This window comes from Amycolatopsis albispora (assembly GCF_003312875.1).
Classification (GTDB): domain Bacteria; phylum Actinomycetota; class Actinomycetes; order Mycobacteriales; family Pseudonocardiaceae; genus Amycolatopsis; species Amycolatopsis albispora.
The window spans coordinates 2,627,221-2,649,246 of record NZ_CP015163.1 but is presented as its reverse complement, the minus strand read 5'-3'; the positions used below and the strand labels follow the sequence as shown (position 1 = coordinate 2,649,246).

Genomic DNA, 22,026 nt, shown 5'->3' with positions numbered 1-22,026 from the left:
TCCGGGTGTGAGGAGGGGCGCGATGGCGACGGTCGTGGTGCGCAGGCCGGTGCGCCGGCCCGCCCCGGAGCAACCCGCCGGCGAGCTCATTCTCGACGCGCCGCCGGAGATTCCGCAGCCGGCCGGGCGGCAGTGGACGCAGGTGCTCATGGTGATCCCGATGATCGCCATGATGGCCGCGATGATGCTGATGTTCTCCGGCGGTTTCGGTGCGGACGGCGGAGTGCTGCGGCTGGTCGTGATGGGCCTGTTCGGCGTGGGCATGCTGGGCATGCTCGGCGTCGCGCTGCTCAACTCCGGTGGGCCGGGCAAACGGGAAATGGGCCAGGAACGGCGTGGTTATCTCCGCCACCTCGGCCAGCAGCGGCTGCGGCTGACCCGGTCCATCCACCGGCAACGCGACGCCATGGTCTACCTGCACCCGGAACCGGCCGCGCTGCTTTCCCTCGTCTCGAGCTACCGGCTGTGGGAGCGCCGCCCGCTGGACGCCGACTTCGGCGTCGCCCGCATCGGCACCGGCGAGCAGCGGCCCGCGATGACCCTGGTCCCGCCGGAGGCCAAGCCGCTGGAACAGCTGGAACCGTTGTCCGCGCTCGCGTTGCGGCGGTTCCTCACCACCTACACCGCGATTCCCGGGCTGCCGCTGGCCATGGCCGTCAACGGGTTCAGCCGGATCTACCTCCGCGGCGACCGGTCCCGGTCGGCGGCGCTGGTGCGCGCGGTGCTCACCCAGCTCGCTTCCCTGCAGTCACCCGACGACCTGCGGATCGCGGCCTGCGTCTCACCGGTCGCGCCGGCGGACTGGGAGTGGCTCAAATGGCTGCCGCACGCACTGCACCCCGAGCGGACCGACGCCGTGGGGCCACTGCGGCTCGTGGCGGGCTCGATCGTGTCCATCGAGGCGATGATCGACGACCTGCTCGGCGAGCGGCCCCGGTTCGACCCCGCGGTGGACAGCAGGACCGCCCTGCCGCACGTGGTGGTGGTGCTGGACGGCGGAGCGACCGCGGGCTCGGACACGCTGATGGCCGAGGGCGGGCTGGAGGGGGTCACGGTCATCGACCTGCGCACCGCACCGCCGCGTGCGCTCGACCCCGCGACCATCGTGCTGCACGTCGGCCCGGACGGCGCGCTGTCCAGCCAGACCCTGGACGGCACGGTCGAACTCGGCTGGGCGGACGCGCTGGACGTGCCCGCCGCCGAAGGCATCGCCCGGCAGCTCGCGCCGCTGCGGGCCAGCGCGGGCGGGCGCGGTGAGCAACCGCTGAGCACCGATCTCGACCTGGCCGAGCTGCTGGAGATCGGTGATCCGCACACCTTCGACCCGGCCGCGACCTGGGTGCAGCGACCGACGCGGGACCGGCTGCGGGTGCGGTTCGGCATCCGCACCGACGGCACGCCGGTGGAACTGGACCTCAAGGAGTCGGCCCAGGACGGGATGGGGCCGCACGGCCTGCTCATCGGCGCCACCGGTTCCGGCAAGAGCGAGCTGCTGCGCACGATCGTGCTGGCGCTGGCGGTGGCCCACCCGCCGAACTCGCTGAACTTCGCGCTGGTCGACTTCAAGGGCGGCGCCACCTTCGCCACCTTGGACAAGCTGCCGCACACCAGCGCGGTGATCACCAACCTCGCCGACGAGCTGCACCTGGTGGACCGGATGACCGACGCGATCACCGGTGAGCTGCTGCGCAGGCAGGAACTGCTGCGGGCGGCGGGCAACTTCACCTCGCTGCGCGAGTACGAGCGCGCCCGCGCCACCGGTGCGCCGCTGCCGGAGGTGCCCACCCTGCTGGTGATCTGCGACGAGTTCAGCGAGCTGCTCTCCGCCAAGCCCGACTTCATCGACATGTTCGTGCAGATCGGCCGGGTCGGCCGGGCGCTCGGCGTGCACCTGCTGCTGGCGAGCCAGCGGCTCGAGGAGGGACGGCTGCGAGGCCTGGAAACCCATCTGTCGTACCGCATCGGACTGCGCACCTTCTCGGATCTGGAGAGCCGGACGGTGCTCGGCGTCAGTGACGCGTTCAAGCTTCCCCGCGCGCCGGGCCACGGCTTCCTCAAGACGGACGACAAGTCCATGGTGCGGTTCCGCTCGGCCTATGTCTCCGGCACCCATCACGCGCGGGAGGCGGGCCCGGCGGACGCCGGGGACAACGGCGCGCTGGAGCTGATGGAATACACAACGCGGTACCTGGCCCCCGCGCTCGACGCCGAGGAGACCGAGCCCGCCCCGGACGAGGAGGCGGTGGGCGAGAGCCTGCTGGACATCATCGTCGAGCGGATGCGCGGCCGGGGCACGCCCGCCCACCAGGTGTGGCTGCCGCCGCTGGACGCCTCACCCACGCTGGACGCGCTGCTGCCCAACCTCATCGCACACGAAGAGCGGGGTTTCGGCAGCACGCACGAGCGGCTGGCCGGTGCGCTGCGGGCGGTCGTCGGGATCCTGGACCGGCCGCTGGACCAGCGGCGCGATCCGCTGGTGCTGAACCTGTCCGGCTCGGCGGGGCACGTGCTGGTGATCGGCGGGCCGCAATCCGGCAAGAGCACCGCGCTGCGCTCGATCATCGCCAGTCTCGCGCTCACCCACACACCGCGTGAGGTGCAGTTCTACTGCCTCGACTTCGGCGGTGGCGCGCTGGGCTCGGTCCGCGGCCTGCCGCACGTCGGGGTGGTCGCGGGCAGGCAGAACGTGGGCGCGGTGCGGCGCACGATCGCCGAGGTGCGCACGCTGATCGCCCGGAGGGAACGGGTTTTCGCCGAACGCGAGATCGACGGCATGCCCGCGTACCGGCGGCTGGTGCGCGAAGGCGGTGGTCCGGACGGAGACCGGTGGGGCGACGTGTTCCTCGTCATCGACGGCTGGGGCACGCTGCGGAGCGAGTTCGACGACCTGGAGGCCGCGGTGGCCGACATCGCCGCGCGCGGGCTCTCCTACGGCGTGCACGTGGTGGTTTCGGCGGCCCGCATGTTCGACCTGCGGATGAACATCAGGGACCTGTTCGGCAGCAAGCTGGAACTGCGCATCGGCGACCCGGTGGACAGCATGGTGGACCGGGCGTCGGCGATCAAGGTGCCCGAGGGCGCACCGGGCCGCGGCGTGACGATGAGCAAGCACCAGCTGCTGGTCGCCCTGCCCCGGATCGACGGCGTCGAGGACGCGGCCGGGCTGGCCGGCGGGGTGCGCGAGCTGGTGGACACCGTGGCCTCGGCCTGGCCGGGGCCGCCCGCGCCGGCCGTGCGGCTGCTGCCGGCACAGCTGCCCTACGCGAAGCTGTCGCACGCGCACGACAGCGCCAGGCACCGGCTGGCCGTCGGCATCGCGGAGGACAACTTCGACGCGGTCCGGCTGGACTTCGGCGCCGATCCGCACCTGGTGTTGTTCGGGGACACCGAATCCGGCAAGACCACCTTCCTGCGCACCCTGGCCAGGGCCATCGTGGACAGCTACGAACCGAGGCGGGCCAGGCTGATCATCGTCGACCACCGGCGCGGCCTGCTCGGCGACGTCACCTCGGAGCACCTCATCGGCTACGGCACCGACCGGGAGTCCACCACCCGGCTGATGCTGCAGGTGGCCGAGGAGATGTCGGCGCGGCTGCCCGGGCCCGCGGTCACCCCGGACCAGCTGCGCGACCGCAGCTGGTGGCAGGGACCGGAGCTGTACCTGCTGATCGACGACTACGACCTCGTGGTCAGCCAGATGGACAACCCGTTCCTGCCGCTGCTGGACTTCCTGCCGCAGGGCCGCGACATCGGCATGCACGTGGTGCTGGCCCGCCGCACCGGGGGCGCGAGCAGGGCGTTGTTCGAACCGGTCATCTCCCGGCTGCGCGATGTCGGCTCGCCCGGCCTGCTGCTGTCCGGGGACAAGGAAGAGGGCCCGCTGCTCGGCGGGCTGAAACCGGAAGTGCTGCCGCCGGGCCGGGCGTGGCTGGTCGACCGGCGGCACACCGCGCGGCTGGTCCAGCTCGGCTGGCTGGCGAAGGACAAAGGGGAGTAGCCATGGGTGGGGCGCGGCACGAGATGCACGGCGATCCGGAGGCGATGCGCGCCTTCGCCGAGCGGGTCGCCTGGCCCGATGCGGTGGCCGACGTCGCGGTGCCGCCCGCGGCCACGCCCTGTCCGGCCGGGATGTCCGCGTGCGCGGGCTTCACCGCCGCCGACCTGGCCGCGACGCTGTCGCTGGGCCAGTTCCTCGCCGAGACCAGGGACGACCTCGCGACGCTGAAGGCCGCCGCCGCGGTGGCCGCCGACGACTACGAAGCCAGCGACCAGGCCGGCGCGCGAGCGGTGCTCGGCGTTGTCCTCGAGCAGGGCTGAGCGATGGACTACGCCAGCCTGCCGTCGATGGTCCAGTTCGCGCTCGTCGACGTGGAGGCCCACACGCACCTGGCCAGGGTCGAGCAGGCCAGCCGGATGTGGCGCACCGTCGCGGCGGAACTGGGGGAGCTGAGCGATTCGCTGCGGCGTGAGCTGGACTGCCTGAAGCCGAACTGGGACGACTCGACCGGTACCGAGTTCGCCCGGCAGGTGAACCTGCGCCGGGCCGCGATCGACGAGGCGCTGTCCAGGGTGACCCGGCACCAGCCGTGGGTGGCGCTGGACGAGCTGGCCAGGCAGTTGCTGCTGACCAGGACCCGGCTCACCGGCGCGGTGGAGCAGCCAGCCGAGGACGGCAACCACGAGACAGCCGCCCATCTCGGCGAACTGGACCGCTACTTCCTCGCGGCCGCCGAGGCGGTGCTCGGCGCGGCCGGTGCCGAAGTGCCCGGCGGCCAGCCCGCGGTGGACTGCTGCGCCGCCGAACCGGGCGTGCGACTCGCGGGCGCGCCTGCTCCGGTATCCGGTGTCGTGCCGAACCTGGTTGGCGGAACGCTGCCGCCGGGCAGTGTTTCGATCCCCGGGCTCATCGCGGTGCCCGCGAGCGGCCCGCTGGCGGGCGGGCGCCGCCCGGCCGGGGGTAAGGCCGGTGGTGGTGCCGCACCGCGGGACGGCTCGCGCCTGCCGGACGGGTCCAGGCCCGGCGGCGGGTTCGACGCGAGCGCGGCCGACGGAACGGCACCGAGTACGGCCGGATCCGACGCGCCACGCCGGATCGAGCGGGCCGCCGATCCGGTACCGCTCACGACGTCCCGGGCCACTCCCGAGGCGCCACAACCACCCGCGTCGCCGGACGCGGCCGAACCGGGGTCGGCGGCGCGGGGGCAGGGGCGGATGGTGCCGCCCATGATGATGATGCCGCCGATGCTGGGAGGTGCGGCCCGCGCCGGCCGGACCCGCCCGGCGCGTTCACTGGAAGACGGCGAGCGGCGCACCCGGACCCCGCAGGCGACGCCGGGGGTGCCGCCGCGGCTGCGCGGGCGTTCGGCGCTGGCCGACCCGGCGGGCAGCGGCTACCGGCCGGTGGCCATGTCGGGCAAGGCCAACGTCGGCACCGCGCCCCAGGAAACGCTCGACCACGAGGTGTGGCAGGTCGCCAATCCCGGTGCGGCCACCCCGCTGAAGCCGGAACCGGTGGAACAGGAACAGCCGAGAAGGGTCCGCCGCCCGCGAGCGTGACGGGCGGAATCACCGGTGGCTCGCCTGGCCCGACGGCGACTGCCCGGACCAACGGCGACTCGCCTGGTCAGCGGTGGCTCGCTCGGAGCAGTGGTGGCAGCCCGGAGCAATGGTGGCTCGCTCGGATCAGTGGTGGCTCGCCCGGACCGACGATGACTCGCCCAGGTCAGTGGTGGTTCGCCAGGAGCAACGGTGACCCGCCCGGATCAGCGGTGGCTGCCGGGCCAACGGTGACCGCCGGATCAACGGCGATCCGCCCGGAGGACGGTGGTTTGCGCGGACCGATGGTGACTCACCCGGGGCAGTGGTGGCTCGCCTGGAGCTATGCGGCTCGGTCGCGCCGGAAGTCTGTCGCTGGACCCGGGCGTGTCACGAAAGCCACATTCGAGACGTCAGGCGTCCCGAAAGCCACATTCGTGACATCAGCGCAGGCGCCGCAGGGGCTTGGGGTTCAGCGCGGCACGCAGCCTGGCCCGTGCCCCTCGCCGGGCGAGTCCGCGGCGCACCGCGCCGACCGCGAGCCACGCGCGCTGACCGGCGTCCGGATCGGGGTCGGCGCCCGACCACAGGGCGAATTCCACCGTCTCGCCGAGCGATCGCAGGCCGTCAGCCGCGGCACCGTCGGTCGCCGCGACCGCGGCGGTGAGGTCGCGCACCGTCATTCCCGCGGACACCGGTACCCGGTAGGCCCGCAGCCGGTCGCGCACCTCCTCCCACGCACCGATCACCGCGCCCGCGCCAGGCCTGCGCCTGCGCCGCCGCGCCCGCGCCGCCGTTGCCAGCGGCACTCCGAATCCCCACAGCAGCGCGGCGAGCACCGGCACCGCGAGCAGGATCTCACCCGGAAACGCCCAGCCTGCCCAGAAATCCGGGCCGGTCGCCGCCGATACCTCCGGCAGCGGGGGATCGCGCAGTTGCTCCGGTGGCGGCAGGCCGGCACGCGCCCCGGCGGCGGCCGCGGCCAACCCGCTGCCCGGGGCCGGGGCCGCCATCGCGGTCGTGCCGCTCGGGTCGAGTGGCACCCAGCCCACCCCGTGCACGGCGACCTCCGGCCAGGCGAGCGCATTGCCGTTGCGCACCGTGTACGGCAGGCCGGGGACTCGGTCGGCAGGGGCGCGGAACCCGACGACGAGCCGGGCCGGAATGCCCTTGATCCTGGCCAGCGCGACGTACGCGGCCGCGAACTGCTCGCTCGTGCCGCGTTTGGTGTCCAGCAGGAACTTCTTCAGCTGTGGCCACGAGTTCCCGGTGGGCAGGTCCGGGCCGTCGGCCAGCCGGTACTGCTCGCGCAGGAACTTCTCCAGCGCCAACGCGGCGTTGAACGTCGGCCGGGTGGGCACGGCGCGGTCGGCCAGCTCGGCGATTCCCGGTGGCACCTGCCCGACGCCACCCAGCTCGCCGGCGAGCTGGGTGGAATCCACCGCGGCTTCGCTGAGCGCGTTCGGATCGGCCTGCGGTTCCCACCAGCTCAGTGTGTAACCCACCGGCCCCGGTGCCGAGGTGAACAGCGATCCCTGCCGCTCCTCCACCAGCGGCTCGAGGCCGTCGACGCTCGCGGGCAGCGCCTGGCTCGGCAGCCATGGCCCGTCGAGCCGGACGTCGCCGATCTCGGCGGTGCGCCGCTCGACCGCCACCGTGATCTCCTTGCCGGGCGGCAGTTCGGTGCCGAGCCTGCGGTACCGGCCGCCCGGCGTCCACCGGACACCGTCGAACTCGTGCAGCACCACCACCGGCCACCGGTCGACCCCGGTGGCACCGTCCACAGTGAACACCGGGGGAGCCGGGTCGGCCAGCCGGTCGGCCAGTCCGTCCAGCGGGCTGGTGACCCGGCTTTCGGCGAGCGGCGCGAACTGGTCGTCCCGCAGCGTGTACCTGGCCTCGGCCGGGGGCAGCAGCGTGCCACCGGCGAGCGCGGCGATCACGGCGAGGAGCACCGTGGGCGCGGCGAGCAGCAGGGTCGAAGCCCGCCGCTCGTCGTCGGCCCGCTCGGCCCGGGTGGCGGCCAGCAGCGCCCCGGCCGCCGCGGCGTAGGCCAGCGCTCCGATGCTCGCACCGAGGCCGGTGCTCGCGCCGTAGAGCTGGCTGAGCATCACCACCGCGAAACCCGGCGCCAGCGCGACCAGCGGCCCCCACCGGTGCAGCAGCTCGATACCGAGTACGCCGGCCACCAGCGCCAGCAGCGGTACGAACAACATGAGCGCCGGGTCGGGCTGAGCGGGCCACGTCGATTGCAGCACCAGCCGCCAGGAATCCGTCGCACCATCGGCCAGCGCGCGGATCGTCGTGCCGGTCGGCAAACCGGCCACCGTGGTGGACGGCAGCACCGTCTCCACCACGGCGAGCAGACCGGCCAGCGAGGTCAGCACCGGCCGCCACGGCAGCAGTACTTCGCGCCGGGAGCCGAGCATGGCGACCGCAAAAACCACCACCGCGGGCACCACCAGCGGCACAACCAGCGGCCAGCCGCCGAACACCGGCGCGAACAGCAGGCCCGCCACCGCGGCGGCCAGCAGCACGCACCCCACCGGCAGCGCCCTCATCCCAGCACCTCGTTCCAGCGGCGCACGGCGTGTTCGGCGTTCTCGGCGCCGAGCAGCCGCGCGCCGGTCACCGTCCGCGCCGCACCCGCGGCCCCCAGCACGAACACGAAGATCGCCGGATAGCGGTCGCGGAGCCGGGCCAGCGACGACATCTCGGCACCGGCCGAGGTGATCATCGCCAGGCAGCCGCCGACCGCGCGGTTCGTAGTCAGCACCGCGGGCACCACCGCGTCGGCCGCTCCGCCCTGGTCCAGCACGCACAGCTCGTCGAGCAGCCTGCGGGCGGCCCGCGGACCGCCGGAGGTGGGCACGTCGAGCCCGGACGACGTGACCAGCCTGCTGTGCTGACCCGCGCGGGCCGACGCGCCGAGCAGCGAAGCAGCGAGATCGACGGCCTCCTCGAACAGCCGTGGTGGCAAGGAATCCGGCCTGGTGTCCAGCAGCACGGTGAACCGCGGCTGCTGCGGGTCGGCCAGTGCGCGCACCATCAACCGGCCGGTGCGGGCGGTCGCTTTCCAGTGCAGGTGCCGGATTTCGTCGCCGTGCACGTACTCGCGCACCTCGCGCAGGTCCATCGAGCCGCGCAGCAGCTCGTCGGTGGCGGCGCCTTCGTGGTGGTGCCGGGGGTATCCGCCGACCAGCGCCCTGGCCGGGAATTGCCTGGGATACACCCACAACTCGGCGGTTTCGCCGGTCGGCAGCCGGTTGCGCGCCAGCCCGAACGGATCGGCCCGGTGCAGCAGCAGCGGGCCCACGGTCATCCGGCCGCGGACCGGGGTGGCCAGCGCGTAGTGGTAGGTCGCCCCGGTCGAGGGCGGCAGCGGGCGGATCCGCACGGTCTGCGCCGTGCCGCCCGCCCGGTCCGTGGCCAGCAGCGCGGGCTGCCGTGTGGTGCCGGGGTTGCGCACCCGCAGCCGAGCCAGCGCCGGACTGCCGCGCTGGACCCGGCTCGGGTACACCGAACGGGTCACCACCATCCGCACCCGGCGTGCCGTCACCACGACGGCGGCCAGCACCGCGGCGAGCAGGATCGCGCCCAAGGCGCGCAGCAGCGGATACCCCGCCCACTGTCCAAACGCGACAACCAGCAGGCCGAGGACGAGCACTGCGACACCACGCCGGGTGGGGCGCACGGTTACCCGCCTCCGGCGGGCGGGCCCGCCTCGGCGATCGTGTTCATCAGCCCGGCCAGGTGTAGTGCGGCGAAGTGGTACCGGTCTCCTGGATCACGACCCACACCTCGTATCCCGGCTCGCCGAAGTCGATGTTCTGGAAGTCCACCTCTCCGTTCTCGTCGGTGGTCCAGGCCGAGCCGGGGTTCTCCCAGGTCGGATGGTTGGAGAACGGGTTGAACTCGTACTCGGTGTCCGGTTCGAGGCCGGTCGCCCGGATGCGCATCTTGTGGCAGGGCGGCCCGCACCCGTCGTACTCGCTCGGCTTTCCGCGCGTCACGGTGACCTTCGGGCCGGGAACGGTCACCTTGGTACTGGCCGAGGCGCCTTGGCCGGCGCTGTTCTCGGCGACGATCGTCACGGTGTAGCTCGTGCCGGGTGCCAGCCCGGACAGCGTGGCCGAGCGGGCGGTGCCCGGGGTGGTCAGGCTGCCCGCGCCGGCGGCCGGTTTCCAGGACACGTGATACGCGGTCACCTTGCCCCCGTTGGGCGCGGCGGCACCCCAGCTGAACTGGACGGAGGTGCCGTTGACCTTGGTGGTGAGATTGGTGGCGACACCGGGCGGGCTCGCCGGAAGCGGCTTCGGCGGGTCCGGTTGCGGTTCGGGCTTCGGCTGCGGTTGGGGCTGGGGTTTCGGCTGCGGCTGTGGTTGGGGCTGTGGCTGGGGTTTCGGCTGTGGCTTCGGCTGGGGTTGTTCCGGCGTCGGCAGAGCCTGCTTCTGCTGAGGCGGCGGCCCGGCCTGCGTGGGCGGTTCGGCCGGCGCGGGTGGCGGGCCCTGGCCCGGCTGCGGCTCGGGCGGCGGTGCCTGCGGATCACCGGGTCCGCCCGGCTTTTCTTCGACCAGCGGGACCTGGTTCACCGCGCCCTTCTCATCGACCACCATGACGTGCCCGCCCTGGTCCCCGTCGACGTACACCCGGCCGTCCGCCCCCCGGTTCAGCCTGGGCACACCGGTTTCCGGCGGCACCGGGGTGACCGCCTGTGGCCTGCCGTCGCTGGTGTAGGTGTGCACCGTGTTGCTCCGCCTGTCGAGCAGCACGACCGAAGAACCGCTCGGTTCCGGGCTGGTGTACTCACCGTCGGGCAGCGGTACGGTCACCGTGTCCGGCGATGACGCCGCCGGGTCGCCGTTGCCGAGACCGGCCGTGCCGATCAGGTGCAGTCGCCGCGCGCCGGGGTCGACAACCGCGATGCGGCCCGCCGCGTCCGCATCGGCGATGGTGGCCGTGTGCGGCAGGTCCGCACCGACGTTCACCGGCGCGCCGAGCCCCTGCTCGGTCACCGTCTGCACGGTGTCGGTGGTGGTGTCCACGAACGCCACCGTGCTGCCCACCACGGTCAGTTCGCCGCTGTGGCCCATCGGGGTCACCGTCGGGCACGTCACCTGGTCGGCGTCCACGGCCAGCTCGCACACCACACCGGTGGCCGTCCGGTGCAGCCAGAGCGAGCCCTCCGGGGTGGCCACCGGGTCGCCGAGATCGGTCCCCGCGCGGATCGTGGCGGGCCGCTCGCCGAGCCGGACCACCGTGCCCGCCTTGCGGTAGACGAGATAGGGCCCGCCCGGCGCCTCGACCCCGATCGCCTCCTCGCCGGTCGGGGCCGGTACCTCGTTCTCCACCTCGAGGCTGGATTTGCCGAATTCCCTGATCCGCGCGTCGCCGATCACGTAGACGCTGGAGTCGCCCTGGTAGACCCGGTCGCCGGGCGCCAGCGGCAGGCTCGCCTGGGTGTCCACCGTCGCGGCCGCCCCGTTGACGTGGAACAGGAGGTCGCGTCCCGGGTTGCTCACCCAGTGCCCCGGCGGCGCGAAATCCAGCCCGCCCAGTGCCCCACGCGCCCCGGAGACCGCGACCGCCACCGTTCCCGCGCAGGCGGTCACGAGCAGTACCGCCGGTAATCGTTGCCGCAGCTTGCTCGTCACGCGGCGAGGGTAAGGCGCGCCGGTACAGAAAAGGTCCATGCGCCGCTGTCATCAAAACCTCATGTTGGGCTCGGCACGCTGGGCGGCATGCTCTTCCATACCCTGGGGCCGTTGGAGGTGCACGGCCGCGACGGTGAGGTACATCGGCTCGGCCACGGCAAGGCCGCGACCCTGCTGGCCACGTTGCTGCTGCGCCCCAACGCGTGGCTCACCAGTGCCCAGCTGATCGAAGCGACCTGGCAGGACGCGGCCGCGCCCGCCTCCGCCGAGTCGAACCTGAAGACCTACGTGTGGCAGCTGCGCCGCGTACTGGGTGAGGCCAGGATCGAAAGCGCCCCCGGCCGTTACCGGCTGCGGCTCGGCCACGGGGAGCTGGACACCCAGCGCGTCGCTGAGCGGGCGGCGGCGGCCCGTGCGGCCGCCAGGGCGGGTGAGTTCGGCACCGCGGTCGCGGCGTACCAGACCGCGCTCGGGTGGTGGCGCGGTTTCGCTTTCGACGGCCTGCCGGTGGGCTGCGCCGCCGACGAATTCGAGGAGCTGCGCGGGCAACTGCGGGAGGAACTCGCCGACGCGCAGCTCGCGCTCGGCCGCGCCGGCGACGCCGTGCGCACCCTGCGTGCGCTCACCGAGCAGGATCCGCTGCGCGAAACCGCGTGGACGAGCCTCGTGCGCGCACTGCACACGATGGGCAGGCGCGCCGAGGCGGTGCGCGCCTACCTTCAGGCGAGCCAGGTCCTCTCCGCCGAACTCGGCATCGGGCCCGGCCGCGCCCTCACCGCCGCGTACCTGGCCGCGCTCGAACCGGCGCGCAACCGCCATGAACTGCCCCGCGACACCCCGTGGTTCACCGGTCGCACCGCCGACCTGAACACCATCGGCCGCGCGACCGGCGTGGTGCTCATCGACGGCCAGCCCGGCATCGGCAAGACCGCACTGGCCGTGCACGCCGCGCACAAACTCGCTCGTGCCTTCCCCGGCGGACAGCTTTTTCTTGACTTGCACGGCAGCACGCGGCCGCTGGCAGTGTTCGACGCGCTCGGCACACAGCTGAGACGCATCGGCGTTCCGGGCGCGTTGATGCCCGGCACGGTGGACGAGCGCGCCGCGCTGTGGCGCTGCGAGCTGGCACACCGCCGGGTGCTGCTGGTGTTCGACGACGCCGCTGGCCCCGGTCAGGTCGAACCGCTGCTGCCCGCCGGACCGGCCTGCCGCACGCTGATCACCACCCGGAACCGCGACTGGCACATCGACGGCGCGGTGCGGATCGGCCTCGGTCCACTGTCCACATCGGACTCCGTCGCGCTGGTCCGGGCCGCCACGGGCGATCCGCACCACAGCGTCGGCGAGGCACTGCTCGCGCTCTGCGGTGGAATACCGGCCGCGCTGCGGGACGTGAGCACCAGCCTGTGCACTCGTCCACTGGGGACGCCGAGGATGTCGGCAACGCCGTGTCAGGTGCTCGGCGGTGCCGGTGACGGTTACCGGCACGCACTCGCCACGGCGTGGGCCGCGCTGCCCCTGGCTGGACGTTCGGCCCTGCGGGCGCTCGGGGAGCTGCCCGGCGAATTCGCTTGTGACGACGCCACAAAGGCGCTTGGCGGCACTGCGGCCGCCACACGGGGAGTGCTGGAGGCACTGGTGGACGCCGGCCTGCTCGACGCGCTCCCCGGCGGTCGTTATCGCGGCCACCGGCTCGTGTACCACTACGCGCGCTGCCGGGACTGCGGTCCGGCAGCCGTGACGGCCGCGGCGGCGTGGGTGGCTTGAGATGTCCGAGATGAGCGCCGCGCAGGGGACCGGTGCGGCAGAACGCGCTGAGCGTGCCGCACCCGCCGCCTCCGCTGTGCCCGTCGCGACCGTCGCCGCCGCCCGGATCGCCGTGCCCCGGCCACGTCCGGTGGTCCCGGCGGCGGCTACGGCCCAGCCCACCTCCGGGCCGGAGCCCGCGCGTGCCGCGGCTGCCAGCAGCGGGCAGGCGAATCCGATCCAGCCACCCCCTCCGCCACCGCCCGCCCGCCGGAGGCCGCTGGAACTGCCGGTGCTGCGCATCGTCTGCTGGCAGCTCGCACTGGTACTGGTGGTGCTCGCGATCGGCAGGCCCTGGCCCGTGGCGACCGGCCTGCTGCTGGCCGCCGCGATCCTGCTGACCTGGACCGCCGTGCGGGTGCGGGGCCGCTGGCTCTCCGACGAGCTGATGTCCACCGCGCGGCTGCTGGCGCGGCGTCGCACCAGGGAACTGCCCGAGACCGGTGGTGCCGCGGCCCTGTTGAGCGGCCTGGCGCCCAGCGCCGGGGTGCGCACCGTCGAACTCGCCGGAATACCCACCGGGGTGATCAGCCGGTTCGAGGAACTGCTCGCCGTGCTCCGCCCGGTCGACATCGCCCCGGTCGCGCTCGCCAGGTTCGCGCTGTCCGGCGCGCCGCTGGCCGACATCAGTGACACCAGCACCGACACCGGCACCACCCTGCCCGCCGTCCGGGCACAGCTCGTGCTGCACCGCGGCCCCCGGCCCGCCGAGGAGACCAGAGCCTGGCTGGCCGTGCGGATGCTGCGCGAACCGAACTTCGCCGAAGACGGCGAACTGCTCGTCGCACTCGGCAACACGGTGCGCAAGCTGCACCGGAAGCTTCGCGGTGCCGGCCTGGCGGCAGCGGCGCTGACCGAAGCGGAGCTGCTGGCCACGCTGGTCGGGCTCAGCCACACCGGGCCGGGCCGGGGCTCGCTCCGGGAGGAACGGCGGTACTGGCGGGCCGGGCCGGTGGCCCAGGTTGGCCTCCGGCTCTCCGGCCTCGGCACCCGCCCGCTGCCCGCGCGGCTGGACGTGCTGCACCGGCTGCTCGCCGCGGTTCCCGGGGTGGCGTGCACCATCTCGATCACCCTGCCCGAGCACACCGGTGTGCTGCGGGTCGCGGCTACCGCCGATGCCGTCGTGGACGCCGCCGCCGACCGGCTCCTGCGGCTGCCGGTGCCCGGGGTGCGGCTGGACCGGATGGACAACCAGCACGCGCTCGCCGTCGCCGCTTCGCTGCCCATCGGAGGGAACCCATGATGTCCTCGCCCCAGGAGATACCCCGGCTCGCCCCCGTCCACGGCGACCCGCCCCGCGTGCTGTTGTCCCGGCACGCCAAGGTGGCGGGCACCCTGGTCACCGCGCAACGGGAGGTGCTGGTGGTCAGCATGCTGGCCGACCCGGTGATGGCGGCGCACCGGACCGAGCAGGTCATCCTGGGCCGCGGGATCCGCTACCGCATGCTGGTGCCCGACCACGTGCGGACCACGGCGGGACCGGCGCGGCGGTTCGGCAGGCTCGCCAGGCAGGGGGTGCTGATCCGCACGATGCCCGCGGTCCCGGTGGAAGCGCTGGTGGTCGACGGGACGCTGGCGATGCTGCCCGACGAGGGCGCCCACGATGTCGCGGTGGTCCGGCTGCCCAGCGTGGTGTCGGCCATCACCGAACTCGTCGAGCGGCTGTGGCCGGTCGCGGTGCCGTTCACCGGGAGCGACCTGCCCGAAGCCGCCGAGCTGTCCGAACGCGACCGGGAGTTGCTCACGCTGCTCTGCGCGGGCCGCACCGACGAATCGGCCGCGGCCGCGCTCGGCGTCTCGGTGCGCACGGTGCGCCGGATGGTGTCGAGCCTGATGAACCGGCTCGGTGCCCGCAGCCGGTTCCAGGCGGGGGTGAAGGCCGCGGACCGCGGCTGGCTGGCCGAGGAGGCACGCTGATGACCACGTCCGCAGGCCGCACCCTGCTCGTCGACCCCGCGGGGCACGGCGCGTATCCCACGCTCGGTGAGGCGGTGCTCGACGCACCCGACGGCGCGTGTGTCTCGATCGCGGCCGGGACCTACGCCGAGACCCTCGAGCTGGCCGGGCGCCGCCTCACGCTGCGCGCGGCGGGCGGTGCCGAGGTGCTGCTCGACGGCACCGGCGCCGACGTGCCGGTGCTGCTCGCCCGCGGTGGCACGCTGGCCGTGCACGGGGTGAACGTGCGCGGCGGGGACGCGGCGGCGGTGCAGGCCGAGAACGCCGAGCTGACCCTGGCGGGCTGCACCGTGCAGGCAGGCCGGGGGACGGGAGTGGCCGTGCGCGGGCCGGGGCCGTTGACGATCAGGGACGTGACCATCACCGGCGCGGAACAGGGGCTGGTGATGGAAGGCACGTCCGGTGTGGTGGAGAACGTCACCATCGAAGACGTCGCCGCGGACGGCGTGGTCATCGGCCTCGGTGCCGATCCGGTGCTGCGTTCGTGCAAGATCAGCGGCTGCGGTCAGCGCGGCATCTACATCTACCAGCACGCGCGGCCCTCGGTGCGGAACTGCCGGGTCAGCCGTACCGGGCACGCGGCGATCGTGGTGGCCCACCGCAGCGAACCCGTGCTGAAGCACACCTCGGTGCGCGACGCCCGCGGTGTCGGCATCGAGGTGGGTCCCGGCTGCGGCGGCTCGATCGAAGCGTGCGACATCGGCAACACCGCCGAGCCGGCGATCCGGCTCGACAGCGCGGCGACGGCGCGGATCGTGGCCGAACCCACCGAGCTGCTCGGCGGGGCCAGCCCGCTGGACACCCTGCTCACCGAACTGGACGGCATGGTCGGGCTGCCGGGCGTCAAGGCCGAGGTGCGCTCGCTCGTCGACGAGATCCAGGTGAACGGGTGGCGGGCGCGGGCCGGGCTGGCCACCAGCGCGCTGAGCCACCACCTGATCTTCGCGGGCGCCCCCGGCACCGGGAAGACCACGGTCGCCCGCTCCTACGGCAAGCTGCTCCGTGAGCTCGGCGTGCTGCCGCGGGGCGAGTTCCGCGAAGTGTCCCGCCGGGACCTGGTGGGCCAGTACATCGGGCACACGGCCGAGAAAACCGCGGTGGTGTTCGAGGAGTCGCTCGGCGGGGTGCTGTTCATCGACGAGGCGTACACGCTGTCCCGGCAGTCCGGCAGCGGCGGCGACTTCGGGCAGGAAGCCATCGACACGCTGGTGAAGCTGATGGAGGACCACCGGGAGGAGATCGCGGTGATCGTCGCGGGCTACACCGACGAGATGCGCCAGTTCCTCGCGGCGAACCCCGGTCTGTCCTCGCGGTTCGCCAAGACCGTGGAGTTCGAGGACTACACGCCGGACGAACTGGTCCGCATCATCGCCCGGATGGTCACCGCGGGCGACTACGAGCTCGACCCCGCCGCCGCGCCCGCGCTCACCGCGCACTTCCGGCGACTCGCCGCCGAACCGGGCTTCGGCAACGCCCGCGACGCGCGCAAGCTGTTCGAGGCCGTGCGGAAGGCGCAGTCGGGCCGGCTGCGCGCGCTCGGCCGGATCCCGGAGCCCGGCGAACTGCGTGAGCTGCGTCGTGCGGACGTGCTGGCCGCCATCGGCCGCTCGTCGGGGTGACCACGTGGGTCAGGGCGCGGCGGACGGCCGCTCGTCGCCGCCGGTGAGCCGGTGGACGGTGGCGGTGCCCTCGGTGTTCGCGGCCAGGTAGTCGTCGACGCAGCACTGCATGTCGTCGCACGCGCCGCGGTAGGAGCCGGACAGGCCGTCGGCGCGTGCCATCAGGCGTTCGGCGATCGGCAGGTAGCGCGAAAGGAACGCCTGGGTCATCACGTCGCCGCCCAGGCCGGACGCACTGGCGGCGAGGGCCGCCCGGCGGGCCTGCCAGGCCGACTCGAACGCCTCCCCGGCGGCGCGGAACCGGTTGATGCCGTGGCTGACCCCGTCGGGATCCATGTCGTAGCGGGTCAAGTCGCCCTCCTTCGCAGATCAGGCAGTGGTACGGAGTTCTGGCGGGATGACAACATCGAGGAGGACCAGCTCGAACGGCTGGACGTCCTGGAGGTGCTCGAGCACGGGCGTGGGTATTCGCAGCCATGGCTGCTGTTCTCCGCAGCAAGAGCGCAGCTGGTCGAGTGACGAGTACACCATCAGCGCCAGCCGATCGTCGTTCACGCGGCGAAATTCGACGACGGCGTCCGCCGGATCCTTCACATGCGTGGCACAGGGGACAAAAACGAAGGGTGGGAGCTCGTCTGGTTCTTCGGGGGAGATCATGCCTGCGGACTCCGCTGGGGCGCCACCAGTGAACCGTGCTCGAACCAGTTGTCGATCGCGCCGGAGGTGACCGCGCCCGCCGCGGCTCCGCCGATCGCGCCCAGCACCGCGCCGACCGGGCCACCCACGGACGCGCCGATGGCAAGCCCGGTCAGTGCGCTCGCGCCCCAGCCGGCCCCGTTCGACCAGTAGGCCTGCGCCACCGACTCGCCGTCGGCGATGTCGTTGTCGATGGCCTGCCCGGCAAGCGGAAGGCCGAGCACCGGCCCGCCGAATTTGCTCGCGACATTGGCGAGCTTGCTGACATTCGAGAAATGAAGCGCGTTCGATTCGCCACGGCCCACCTGGCCGTGCAGAGTGACATGGCGTTGTACGTCCGAATTGGGCAGGTACTCCCTGGCCCGGGCAGCGATCCCGGACCACCAGTCCGCCTTGCGCGCCGCTTCCTGTGCCAGCTGGGCGCCGTCGACACCGGCGCCCGCATTCGCCAGGATGTCGGCCCCAGCGAGGACCTCGGGATTGCGATGCGGCGCGGTTTCGAGCTGGTCCCAGGCCGGGTCGTTCCGTATCTGGTCCGCGGTCTGATGGGCGATCCGTTCGCGTTCGGCCGCGGCCAGTTCCTGAGCGCGCTGATCCACGACGTCGCTTTCACCGCTGCCGAGCAGCGATTGGAGCAGGCCGGCCGATCCCGCGTCCTGATCGCTCTTTTCGATCTCCCGCCGGGCCGCGTCGATCTGCTCCTGGGTGCGGCCGACCTGCTGCCCCAGCGCGTCCGCGGAATCGCCGACCGCTCTGGTCTCGTCGAGCGTGCGGCCGGTCCGGTCGCGCGCCGGGTCCTGGTTGGGGTCCAGCCAGGAATCGATGACGTCGCGGCTGCCGCGGTCACCCTCGGAATGGGCGTGGTCGGAATCGCGCTTGGTGCCCTGCAACTGCTCGATAATGGAGTCGAGTGAACCTCCCGAGGAACCGTTCTGCCGGTCTTCCGGCGCGACGGGTCCGATGAACCCCTCTTCGCCGGGGCGTGGCCGCGTGTCCTCGTCGTTCACCTCCTCCATGTCCGCGCCGGGAATGGTCCCGGGGACCTTCTCTTCGTCCCCCTCGGTGGTGGCCTCCTGGCCGGACTGCTCCGGGGACCCGTTTTCCTGAGCGTTGTCGCCAGCCGGTTCGGAACCGGCGTCGGTCGGAGGTGGGTCGCCCTGTTCCTGGGACGTCGGTTCGGCGGTACCGTCCGCGGACTCTTGCGACGTCGAGTTGCCCTCCGGCACCGGCGCCTCTGCCGATGGCTCGGGAGACGGCGACGGCGCAGCGGGTTCCGCCGTGGCTGGCTTGTCCGCCGAGCCGCCGTTCTCGCCGGGAGGCGCTGTCATCTGGTACCTCCGAGACTGAAGCCGCGGTGTCGTCGCACCCCAGTTTTCGCCGGCGTGATGCCGCACTGTGGGCGTTGACCGGTTCCGGCCACCACCCCGCGGCACCGCCGTGGCCGCAACAGGTCACGGTCTCCTGGCCCGGGGTGACTGTGGAGACACTCGGGCTCGGCGAGCACGTGACCGAGTTCTCGGAGGTTCCCGATGGCAGACCCGGCAGCACCCGCCGCCCCCGGCCCGGAATCGTCGCCCGGTGGCGGCGCCTCCAGCGAGCCGTCATCCAGCGAGCCGTCCTCCGGCGGCGCCGCTTCCACGGAACCGACCTCCACGGAACCGGCTTCCAGCGAGCCGACATCCACCGAGCAGACATCCACCGAGGCGGCTTCCGGTGGCGACACGGCCGCCGACCAGACATCGGAGGGCGCCGAGGCGTCGGACAACGCAGGTCGGCCGGACGCCGAGGGCGATGCGGGGACGGGAGCCCCCGAACAGGAGGCCGCCGACAATCCTGACGACGGCGCTGGGCAGGCAGAGTCAGCCGGAACCGGGAACGACGACCCGATTCCCGGTCTGCTTCCAGGCGCGACCGTCGTGGAGGACGGAGACGACGCTTCGGACGACACCGCGGATCAGGACGAGAAGCCTTCGCTCCCGCTGGACGACGCGGAAATGACCGGTCCGAGTGTCGACGGTCCGGCCGGGATCCTCGGCGGGCTCGCCGATGAGTGGCAACGGACCAGCGGTGACGCTTCGAGTGCCCGCGACGAGGGCGAGGGCGGTGCACGGGCCGCCGGGGAGTCCTGGCAGGACGACAACCAGCGACCGCAGCAGGAGCGGACCGGGCGGACGCTGGACGAGACGAAGGGGGTCGAGGAATCGGCGCGGGCGATGGAGGACCAGGTTCGCCGAAGTGGTGAGCAGATCGACGCCGCCCTGAAAGCGATCGAGGCCAGCGATCGGGACGCTGGCTCGGTCGGCCTGCTGGAGCCACTGCTCGGGGCCGGCGAACGCGACGTCGTCACTTCTCGGACGGATGCGATGGCTGCCGAGGAGCGCGAACGCATCGAAACCGAAACGGCTCAGCGGATCCGGAACGACCCAGGCTGGGAACAGATCGCTCCGGCCGCGACTGCTCCTGCGCCGCCTCCGGCGCCGCCTGCCGACGATGCCGCGCGAGCAGACGATCCGAGCGACGGATCAAAAGGAATCTACGCCGATCTGTCGGTTTCGACTCCTCTTGGTCCATTCGGCGGTGAACTTGCCCTCATGTTCGATGACAAGGGCTTCTCCTTGACGGGCACTCCTCATGGCGGCCTGCCCGTGGGCTCGAAACCCGATCCGATACCGGGAATATCGGCCTCGGTCGGGTTCAAAGAGAGTTCGGCCGCGACCGATCAGCTCGGCGGCACCGCGGTTGCTCTCGGTGCGAGTGGATTCTTGGGTCCCGGCATAGAGGTCGGCGGCTCAGTTGACACAAACGGGCAGAACTTCAGCGACAATATCGGCGTAGGGGTCGGCCTCGGGGCCGGTATCGATGTGCAGCTCGAAAACGAGGCGCTGCTCTACCACGCGCGCTGGGAAGACGTCCCTCAACTCGTCGCGGATATCGGGACGAATGTCTATGAATGGATGGCCGATGTGGGGCGCAGAATGCAGGAGGGTGGCGTCTGCTGAGTGCGGAAAACATGATCGTCATGGCAGGTGGGGAGGAGCGTATGACACCCGTTGTCGAGTTCGGTATTCCGCCCGGTTGGCGTAAGCCGGTCGGTGATGAGGCGCGCTCGTCGCTGGGGTCGGTGCTCGCGGTGCGCCCTGACGCGGAGGCTGGCATTGTCGTGGCCAGTGGTTTTCGGACCGACAACGCGACCCTGGCTGATATCGCCGATCAGTTCGTTGCCGCTGTGCGGACGGCCGGGGTCGACGTCGAGGTGCTGCGGCGGGCCGAGATGGCCGCCGGTGCGGCAGAGGGGTTCGCCCAGCTGGTGAAGCTGCGCGATGGTAGCGGCATCGTGCAGTGCCATGCCTTTCTGGCTGTTCCCGATGCCTACGATGAGCGTACGCGCACGGTGCTGCGAGTCGTGCTGAGTACGACCGTGCCTCATCTTGCCGTCGTGGCCGCCGACTTCCAGGAGTTCCTCGGCGGCATCCGGGCTGCTGTTCGAGCGGACCCAGCAGGTGATGGCCGGGAAGGGGAGCGGGCCGTCGCTCTCAGCACCTGGCCAGCATGGTCAGGGCCTCGGTGATCGACGGCCGAACGACTACTCTTCCCGGCGTGCTCAGGGGAGGTGTCCGACGTGGAGTGGGTTCGCCTGTTGGCCGAGCAGCACCGCGAGAAGCCGCTGCCGCCGGACGAACTTCGGGAGTGGCTCCAGGTGCTGACCGAGGAAATGCGGAGTGAGCCGCTGCCTCGCGAGCTGGTCCGGGATTGGCTGTGGCTGCGGATGGTGGAGCGGCGGAACCGGCCGCCGTTGTCGCCGCTGGAGGGCACGCGGAAGTTCCTGCGTGACCGTGTCGACGACGCGGGCGGCCTCGAAGAAGTCCGAGCCGACGTGGCGCGGACCGCGGCTTCCGACCCGCGGCCCATCCGTGAGGCGGTGGAGGCGATCGAGGCGCTCATCGCCGAGCCGTCGCCCGATGGCACCCTGTCCTGGATTGTCGCGATCGACGGGAATACCCGGCTGGACGATGCCAGTGATTCCGGTGCCATCGAGTACTTGCACGAACTCGCTCAAATGCTGCGCGAGGTCCTGGACGGTGGCACCCCGGCGGGTGAACCGTGAACGAGCTCCGTGCCCGGGGAAAGAGGGCAAAAACGCTGGCGCGGGCTGGGCGCGTCCAGGAACTGCGCGACCTGGCGGGCTGGACCGGCGCAGGCGGGCGGGAACATCCCGCACCCGGCATCAACGGCGCTGCGGCTGTCACAGACGGTCGCGAACCGGTCTCAATGGGCGCCGACGGCTCCGCCCGATCCGGGTTCAGGTCGGTTGGGGACGGTTGGCACGTCTAACCGTTCGGGTGACCGGGTTGGGCGACCCCATTTGGCCGTCTGGGCAATGCCGACCATGATCCACTCCAGTTTCGCTCCAGTTTGCCCCTGTTGGCAGACTGCCAGTCCACTATGGACGGTCTAGTCAAGATCAATACAAGGGCATGAAAAAGCCCGCTGACCTGGACGTTTGTCCGTGGTCAGCGGGCTTCCGCTACCGGTCGGGCTGACAGGATTTGAACCTGCGACCCCTTGACCCCCAGTCAAGTGCGCTACCAAACTGCGCCACAGCCCGGCTGTCACCGCCCCTGGCGGGGCGTGATGCAGAGAAGCTTAGCGCGTCCCCTCCGTGGGGTGTGAGGCAGGGGCCACGGACCGGATCACGCCTGGTCAGCCCCAAGAAATCGCCGTCGGGCGTGTCGGTGGTGGGCTGGGGGCGGGTGGCGGGG

General features: G+C 72.3%; 16 protein-coding genes and 1 tRNA gene. 10 read left to right on the top strand and 7 right to left on the bottom strand.

All coding sequences use genetic code 11. The annotated features are described in order from the left end of the window. Positions 1-22: 22 nt before the first annotated feature. Genes eccCa through A4R43_RS12340 form a run of 3 tightly spaced genes read left to right on the top strand, consistent with a single transcriptional unit; the run spans position 23 to position 5,556 of the window. A complete protein-coding gene (gene eccCa, locus A4R43_RS12350) occupies positions 23-3,997 on the top strand; it encodes a type VII secretion protein EccCa (RefSeq protein ID WP_113692469.1) in 3,975 nt (1,324 codons plus the stop codon). A 2-nt stretch (positions 3,998-3,999) separates the two neighbouring features. Continuing rightward, on the top strand, positions 4,000-4,317 hold the full coding sequence (locus tag A4R43_RS12345; RefSeq protein WP_113692468.1) for a hypothetical protein: 318 nt from the start codon (positions 4,000-4,002) through the stop codon (positions 4,315-4,317). A gap of 3 nt (positions 4,318-4,320) precedes the next feature. Next, positions 4,321-5,556, top strand: coding sequence for a hypothetical protein (locus A4R43_RS12340; RefSeq protein WP_113692467.1), 1,236 nt, complete (start codon positions 4,321-4,323; stop codon positions 5,554-5,556). Positions 5,557-5,978: 422 nt separating this feature from the next. Here A4R43_RS12340 and A4R43_RS12335 read toward each other — a convergent pair whose 3' ends face one another. The 3 genes from A4R43_RS12335 to A4R43_RS12325 form a co-directional block, all read right to left on the bottom strand. After that, positions 5,979-8,096, bottom strand: a complete 2,118-nt coding sequence (locus tag A4R43_RS12335; protein ID WP_113692466.1) for a transglutaminase TgpA family protein — start codon at positions 8,094-8,096, stop codon at positions 5,979-5,981. Then, entirely contained in the window at positions 8,093-9,202 is a 1,110-nt protein-coding gene (locus A4R43_RS12330) for a DUF58 domain-containing protein (RefSeq protein ID WP_236808938.1), read from the bottom strand. The genes A4R43_RS12335 and A4R43_RS12330 overlap by 4 nt, the downstream gene beginning before the upstream one ends. 73 nt (positions 9,203-9,275) lie before the next feature. Beyond that, complete coding sequence (locus A4R43_RS12325; protein ID WP_236808937.1) at positions 9,276-11,189, bottom strand: fibronectin type III domain-containing protein; 1,914 nt, start codon at positions 11,187-11,189, stop codon at positions 9,276-9,278. 87 nt (positions 11,190-11,276) lie between these two features. Here A4R43_RS12325 and A4R43_RS12320 point away from each other — a divergent pair, with 87 nt between their 5' ends. Genes A4R43_RS12320 through A4R43_RS12305 form a run of 4 tightly spaced genes read left to right on the top strand, consistent with a single transcriptional unit; the run spans position 11,277 to position 16,570 of the window. Next, positions 11,277-12,956, top strand: a complete 1,680-nt coding sequence (locus A4R43_RS12320) for an AfsR/SARP family transcriptional regulator (protein WP_113692463.1) — start codon at positions 11,277-11,279, stop codon at positions 12,954-12,956. Between the two features lies 1 nt (position 12,957). Next, positions 12,958-14,238 (top strand): hypothetical protein, encoded by a 1,281-nt coding sequence (locus tag A4R43_RS12315; protein ID WP_236808936.1) that lies wholly within the window; start codon positions 12,958-12,960, stop codon positions 14,236-14,238. After that, positions 14,235-14,912 (top strand): response regulator transcription factor, encoded by a 678-nt coding sequence (locus A4R43_RS12310; protein ID WP_113692462.1) that lies wholly within the window; start codon positions 14,235-14,237, stop codon positions 14,910-14,912. The genes A4R43_RS12315 and A4R43_RS12310 overlap by 4 nt, the downstream gene beginning before the upstream one ends. Beyond that, positions 14,912-16,570: a right-handed parallel beta-helix repeat-containing protein gene (locus A4R43_RS12305; RefSeq protein WP_205215311.1), complete on the top strand. Its 1,659-nt coding sequence runs from the start codon at positions 14,912-14,914 to the stop codon at positions 16,568-16,570. Before A4R43_RS12310 ends, A4R43_RS12305 begins: the two co-directional genes overlap by 1 nt. A 9-nt stretch (positions 16,571-16,579) precedes the next feature. Here the strand turns inward: A4R43_RS12305 and A4R43_RS12300 are convergent, their stop codons facing one another. Genes A4R43_RS12300 through A4R43_RS12290 form a run of 3 tightly spaced genes read right to left on the bottom strand, consistent with a single transcriptional unit; the run spans position 16,580 to position 18,594 of the window. Further along, positions 16,580-16,921 (bottom strand): hypothetical protein, encoded by a 342-nt coding sequence (locus A4R43_RS12300; RefSeq protein ID WP_113692461.1) that lies wholly within the window; start codon positions 16,919-16,921, stop codon positions 16,580-16,582. 18 nt (positions 16,922-16,939) lie between these two features. Then, the gene (locus tag A4R43_RS12295) at positions 16,940-17,227 is read right to left on the bottom strand and encodes an SAV_915 family protein (RefSeq protein WP_113692460.1); all 288 of its coding nucleotides are present in this window, start codon (positions 17,225-17,227) and stop codon (positions 16,940-16,942) included. After that, on the bottom strand, positions 17,224-18,594 hold the full coding sequence (locus tag A4R43_RS12290) for a hypothetical protein (protein ID WP_162788425.1): 1,371 nt from the start codon (positions 18,592-18,594) through the stop codon (positions 17,224-17,226). Before A4R43_RS12290 ends, A4R43_RS12295 begins: the two co-directional genes overlap by 4 nt. A 201-nt stretch (positions 18,595-18,795) precedes the next feature. Here A4R43_RS12290 and A4R43_RS12285 point away from each other — a divergent pair, with 201 nt between their 5' ends. The 3 genes from A4R43_RS12285 to A4R43_RS43250 are packed head-to-tail and all read left to right on the top strand — an operon-like array spanning position 18,796 to position 21,371. Continuing rightward, positions 18,796-20,265 carry a hypothetical protein gene (locus tag A4R43_RS12285; RefSeq protein ID WP_162788424.1) on the top strand — a complete coding sequence of 490 codons (1,470 nt, stop codon included), beginning with the start codon at positions 18,796-18,798 and terminating at the stop codon, positions 20,263-20,265. Positions 20,266-20,306: 41 nt separating this feature from the next. Continuing rightward, positions 20,307-20,834, top strand: coding sequence for a hypothetical protein (locus A4R43_RS12280; RefSeq protein ID WP_162788423.1), 528 nt, complete (start codon positions 20,307-20,309; stop codon positions 20,832-20,834). A 51-nt stretch (positions 20,835-20,885) separates the two neighbouring features. Continuing rightward, the gene (locus A4R43_RS43250) at positions 20,886-21,371 is read left to right on the top strand and encodes a hypothetical protein (RefSeq protein ID WP_205215310.1); all 486 of its coding nucleotides are present in this window, start codon (positions 20,886-20,888) and stop codon (positions 21,369-21,371) included. A 427-nt stretch (positions 21,372-21,798) separates the two neighbouring features. Here A4R43_RS43250 and A4R43_RS12270 read toward each other — a convergent pair. Beyond that, positions 21,799-21,872, bottom strand: a tRNA-Pro gene (locus A4R43_RS12270). Positions 21,873-22,026: the final 154 nt, after the last annotated feature.

Excerpts from the sequence above, each read along its gene's own strand:
- eccCa (WP_113692469.1), top strand. The coding sequence starts at position 23 with ATGGCGACGGTCGTGGTGCGCAGGCCGGTGCGCCGGCCCGCCCCGGAG.
- A4R43_RS12345 (WP_113692468.1), top strand. The coding sequence starts at position 4,000 with ATGGGTGGGGCGCGGCACGAGATGCACGGCGATCCGGAGGCGATGCGC.
- A4R43_RS12340 (WP_113692467.1), top strand. The coding sequence starts at position 4,321 with ATGGACTACGCCAGCCTGCCGTCGATGGTCCAGTTCGCGCTCGTCGAC.
- A4R43_RS12335 (WP_113692466.1), bottom strand. The coding sequence starts at position 8,096 with ATGAGGGCGCTGCCGGTGGGGTGCGTGCTGCTGGCCGCCGCGGTGGCG.
- A4R43_RS12320 (WP_113692463.1), top strand. The coding sequence starts at position 11,277 with ATGCTCTTCCATACCCTGGGGCCGTTGGAGGTGCACGGCCGCGACGGT.
- A4R43_RS12315 (WP_236808936.1), top strand. The coding sequence starts at position 12,958 with ATGTCCGAGATGAGCGCCGCGCAGGGGACCGGTGCGGCAGAACGCGCT.
- A4R43_RS12310 (WP_113692462.1), top strand. The coding sequence starts at position 14,235 with ATGATGTCCTCGCCCCAGGAGATACCCCGGCTCGCCCCCGTCCACGGC.
- A4R43_RS12305 (WP_205215311.1), top strand. The coding sequence starts at position 14,912 with ATGACCACGTCCGCAGGCCGCACCCTGCTCGTCGACCCCGCGGGGCAC.
- A4R43_RS12295 (WP_113692460.1), bottom strand. The coding sequence starts at position 17,227 with ATGATCTCCCCCGAAGAACCAGACGAGCTCCCACCCTTCGTTTTTGTC.
- A4R43_RS12290 (WP_162788425.1), bottom strand. The coding sequence starts at position 18,594 with ATGACAGCGCCTCCCGGCGAGAACGGCGGCTCGGCGGACAAGCCAGCC.
- A4R43_RS12285 (WP_162788424.1), top strand. The coding sequence starts at position 18,796 with ATGGCAGACCCGGCAGCACCCGCCGCCCCCGGCCCGGAATCGTCGCCC.
- A4R43_RS12280 (WP_162788423.1), top strand. The coding sequence starts at position 20,307 with ATGACACCCGTTGTCGAGTTCGGTATTCCGCCCGGTTGGCGTAAGCCG.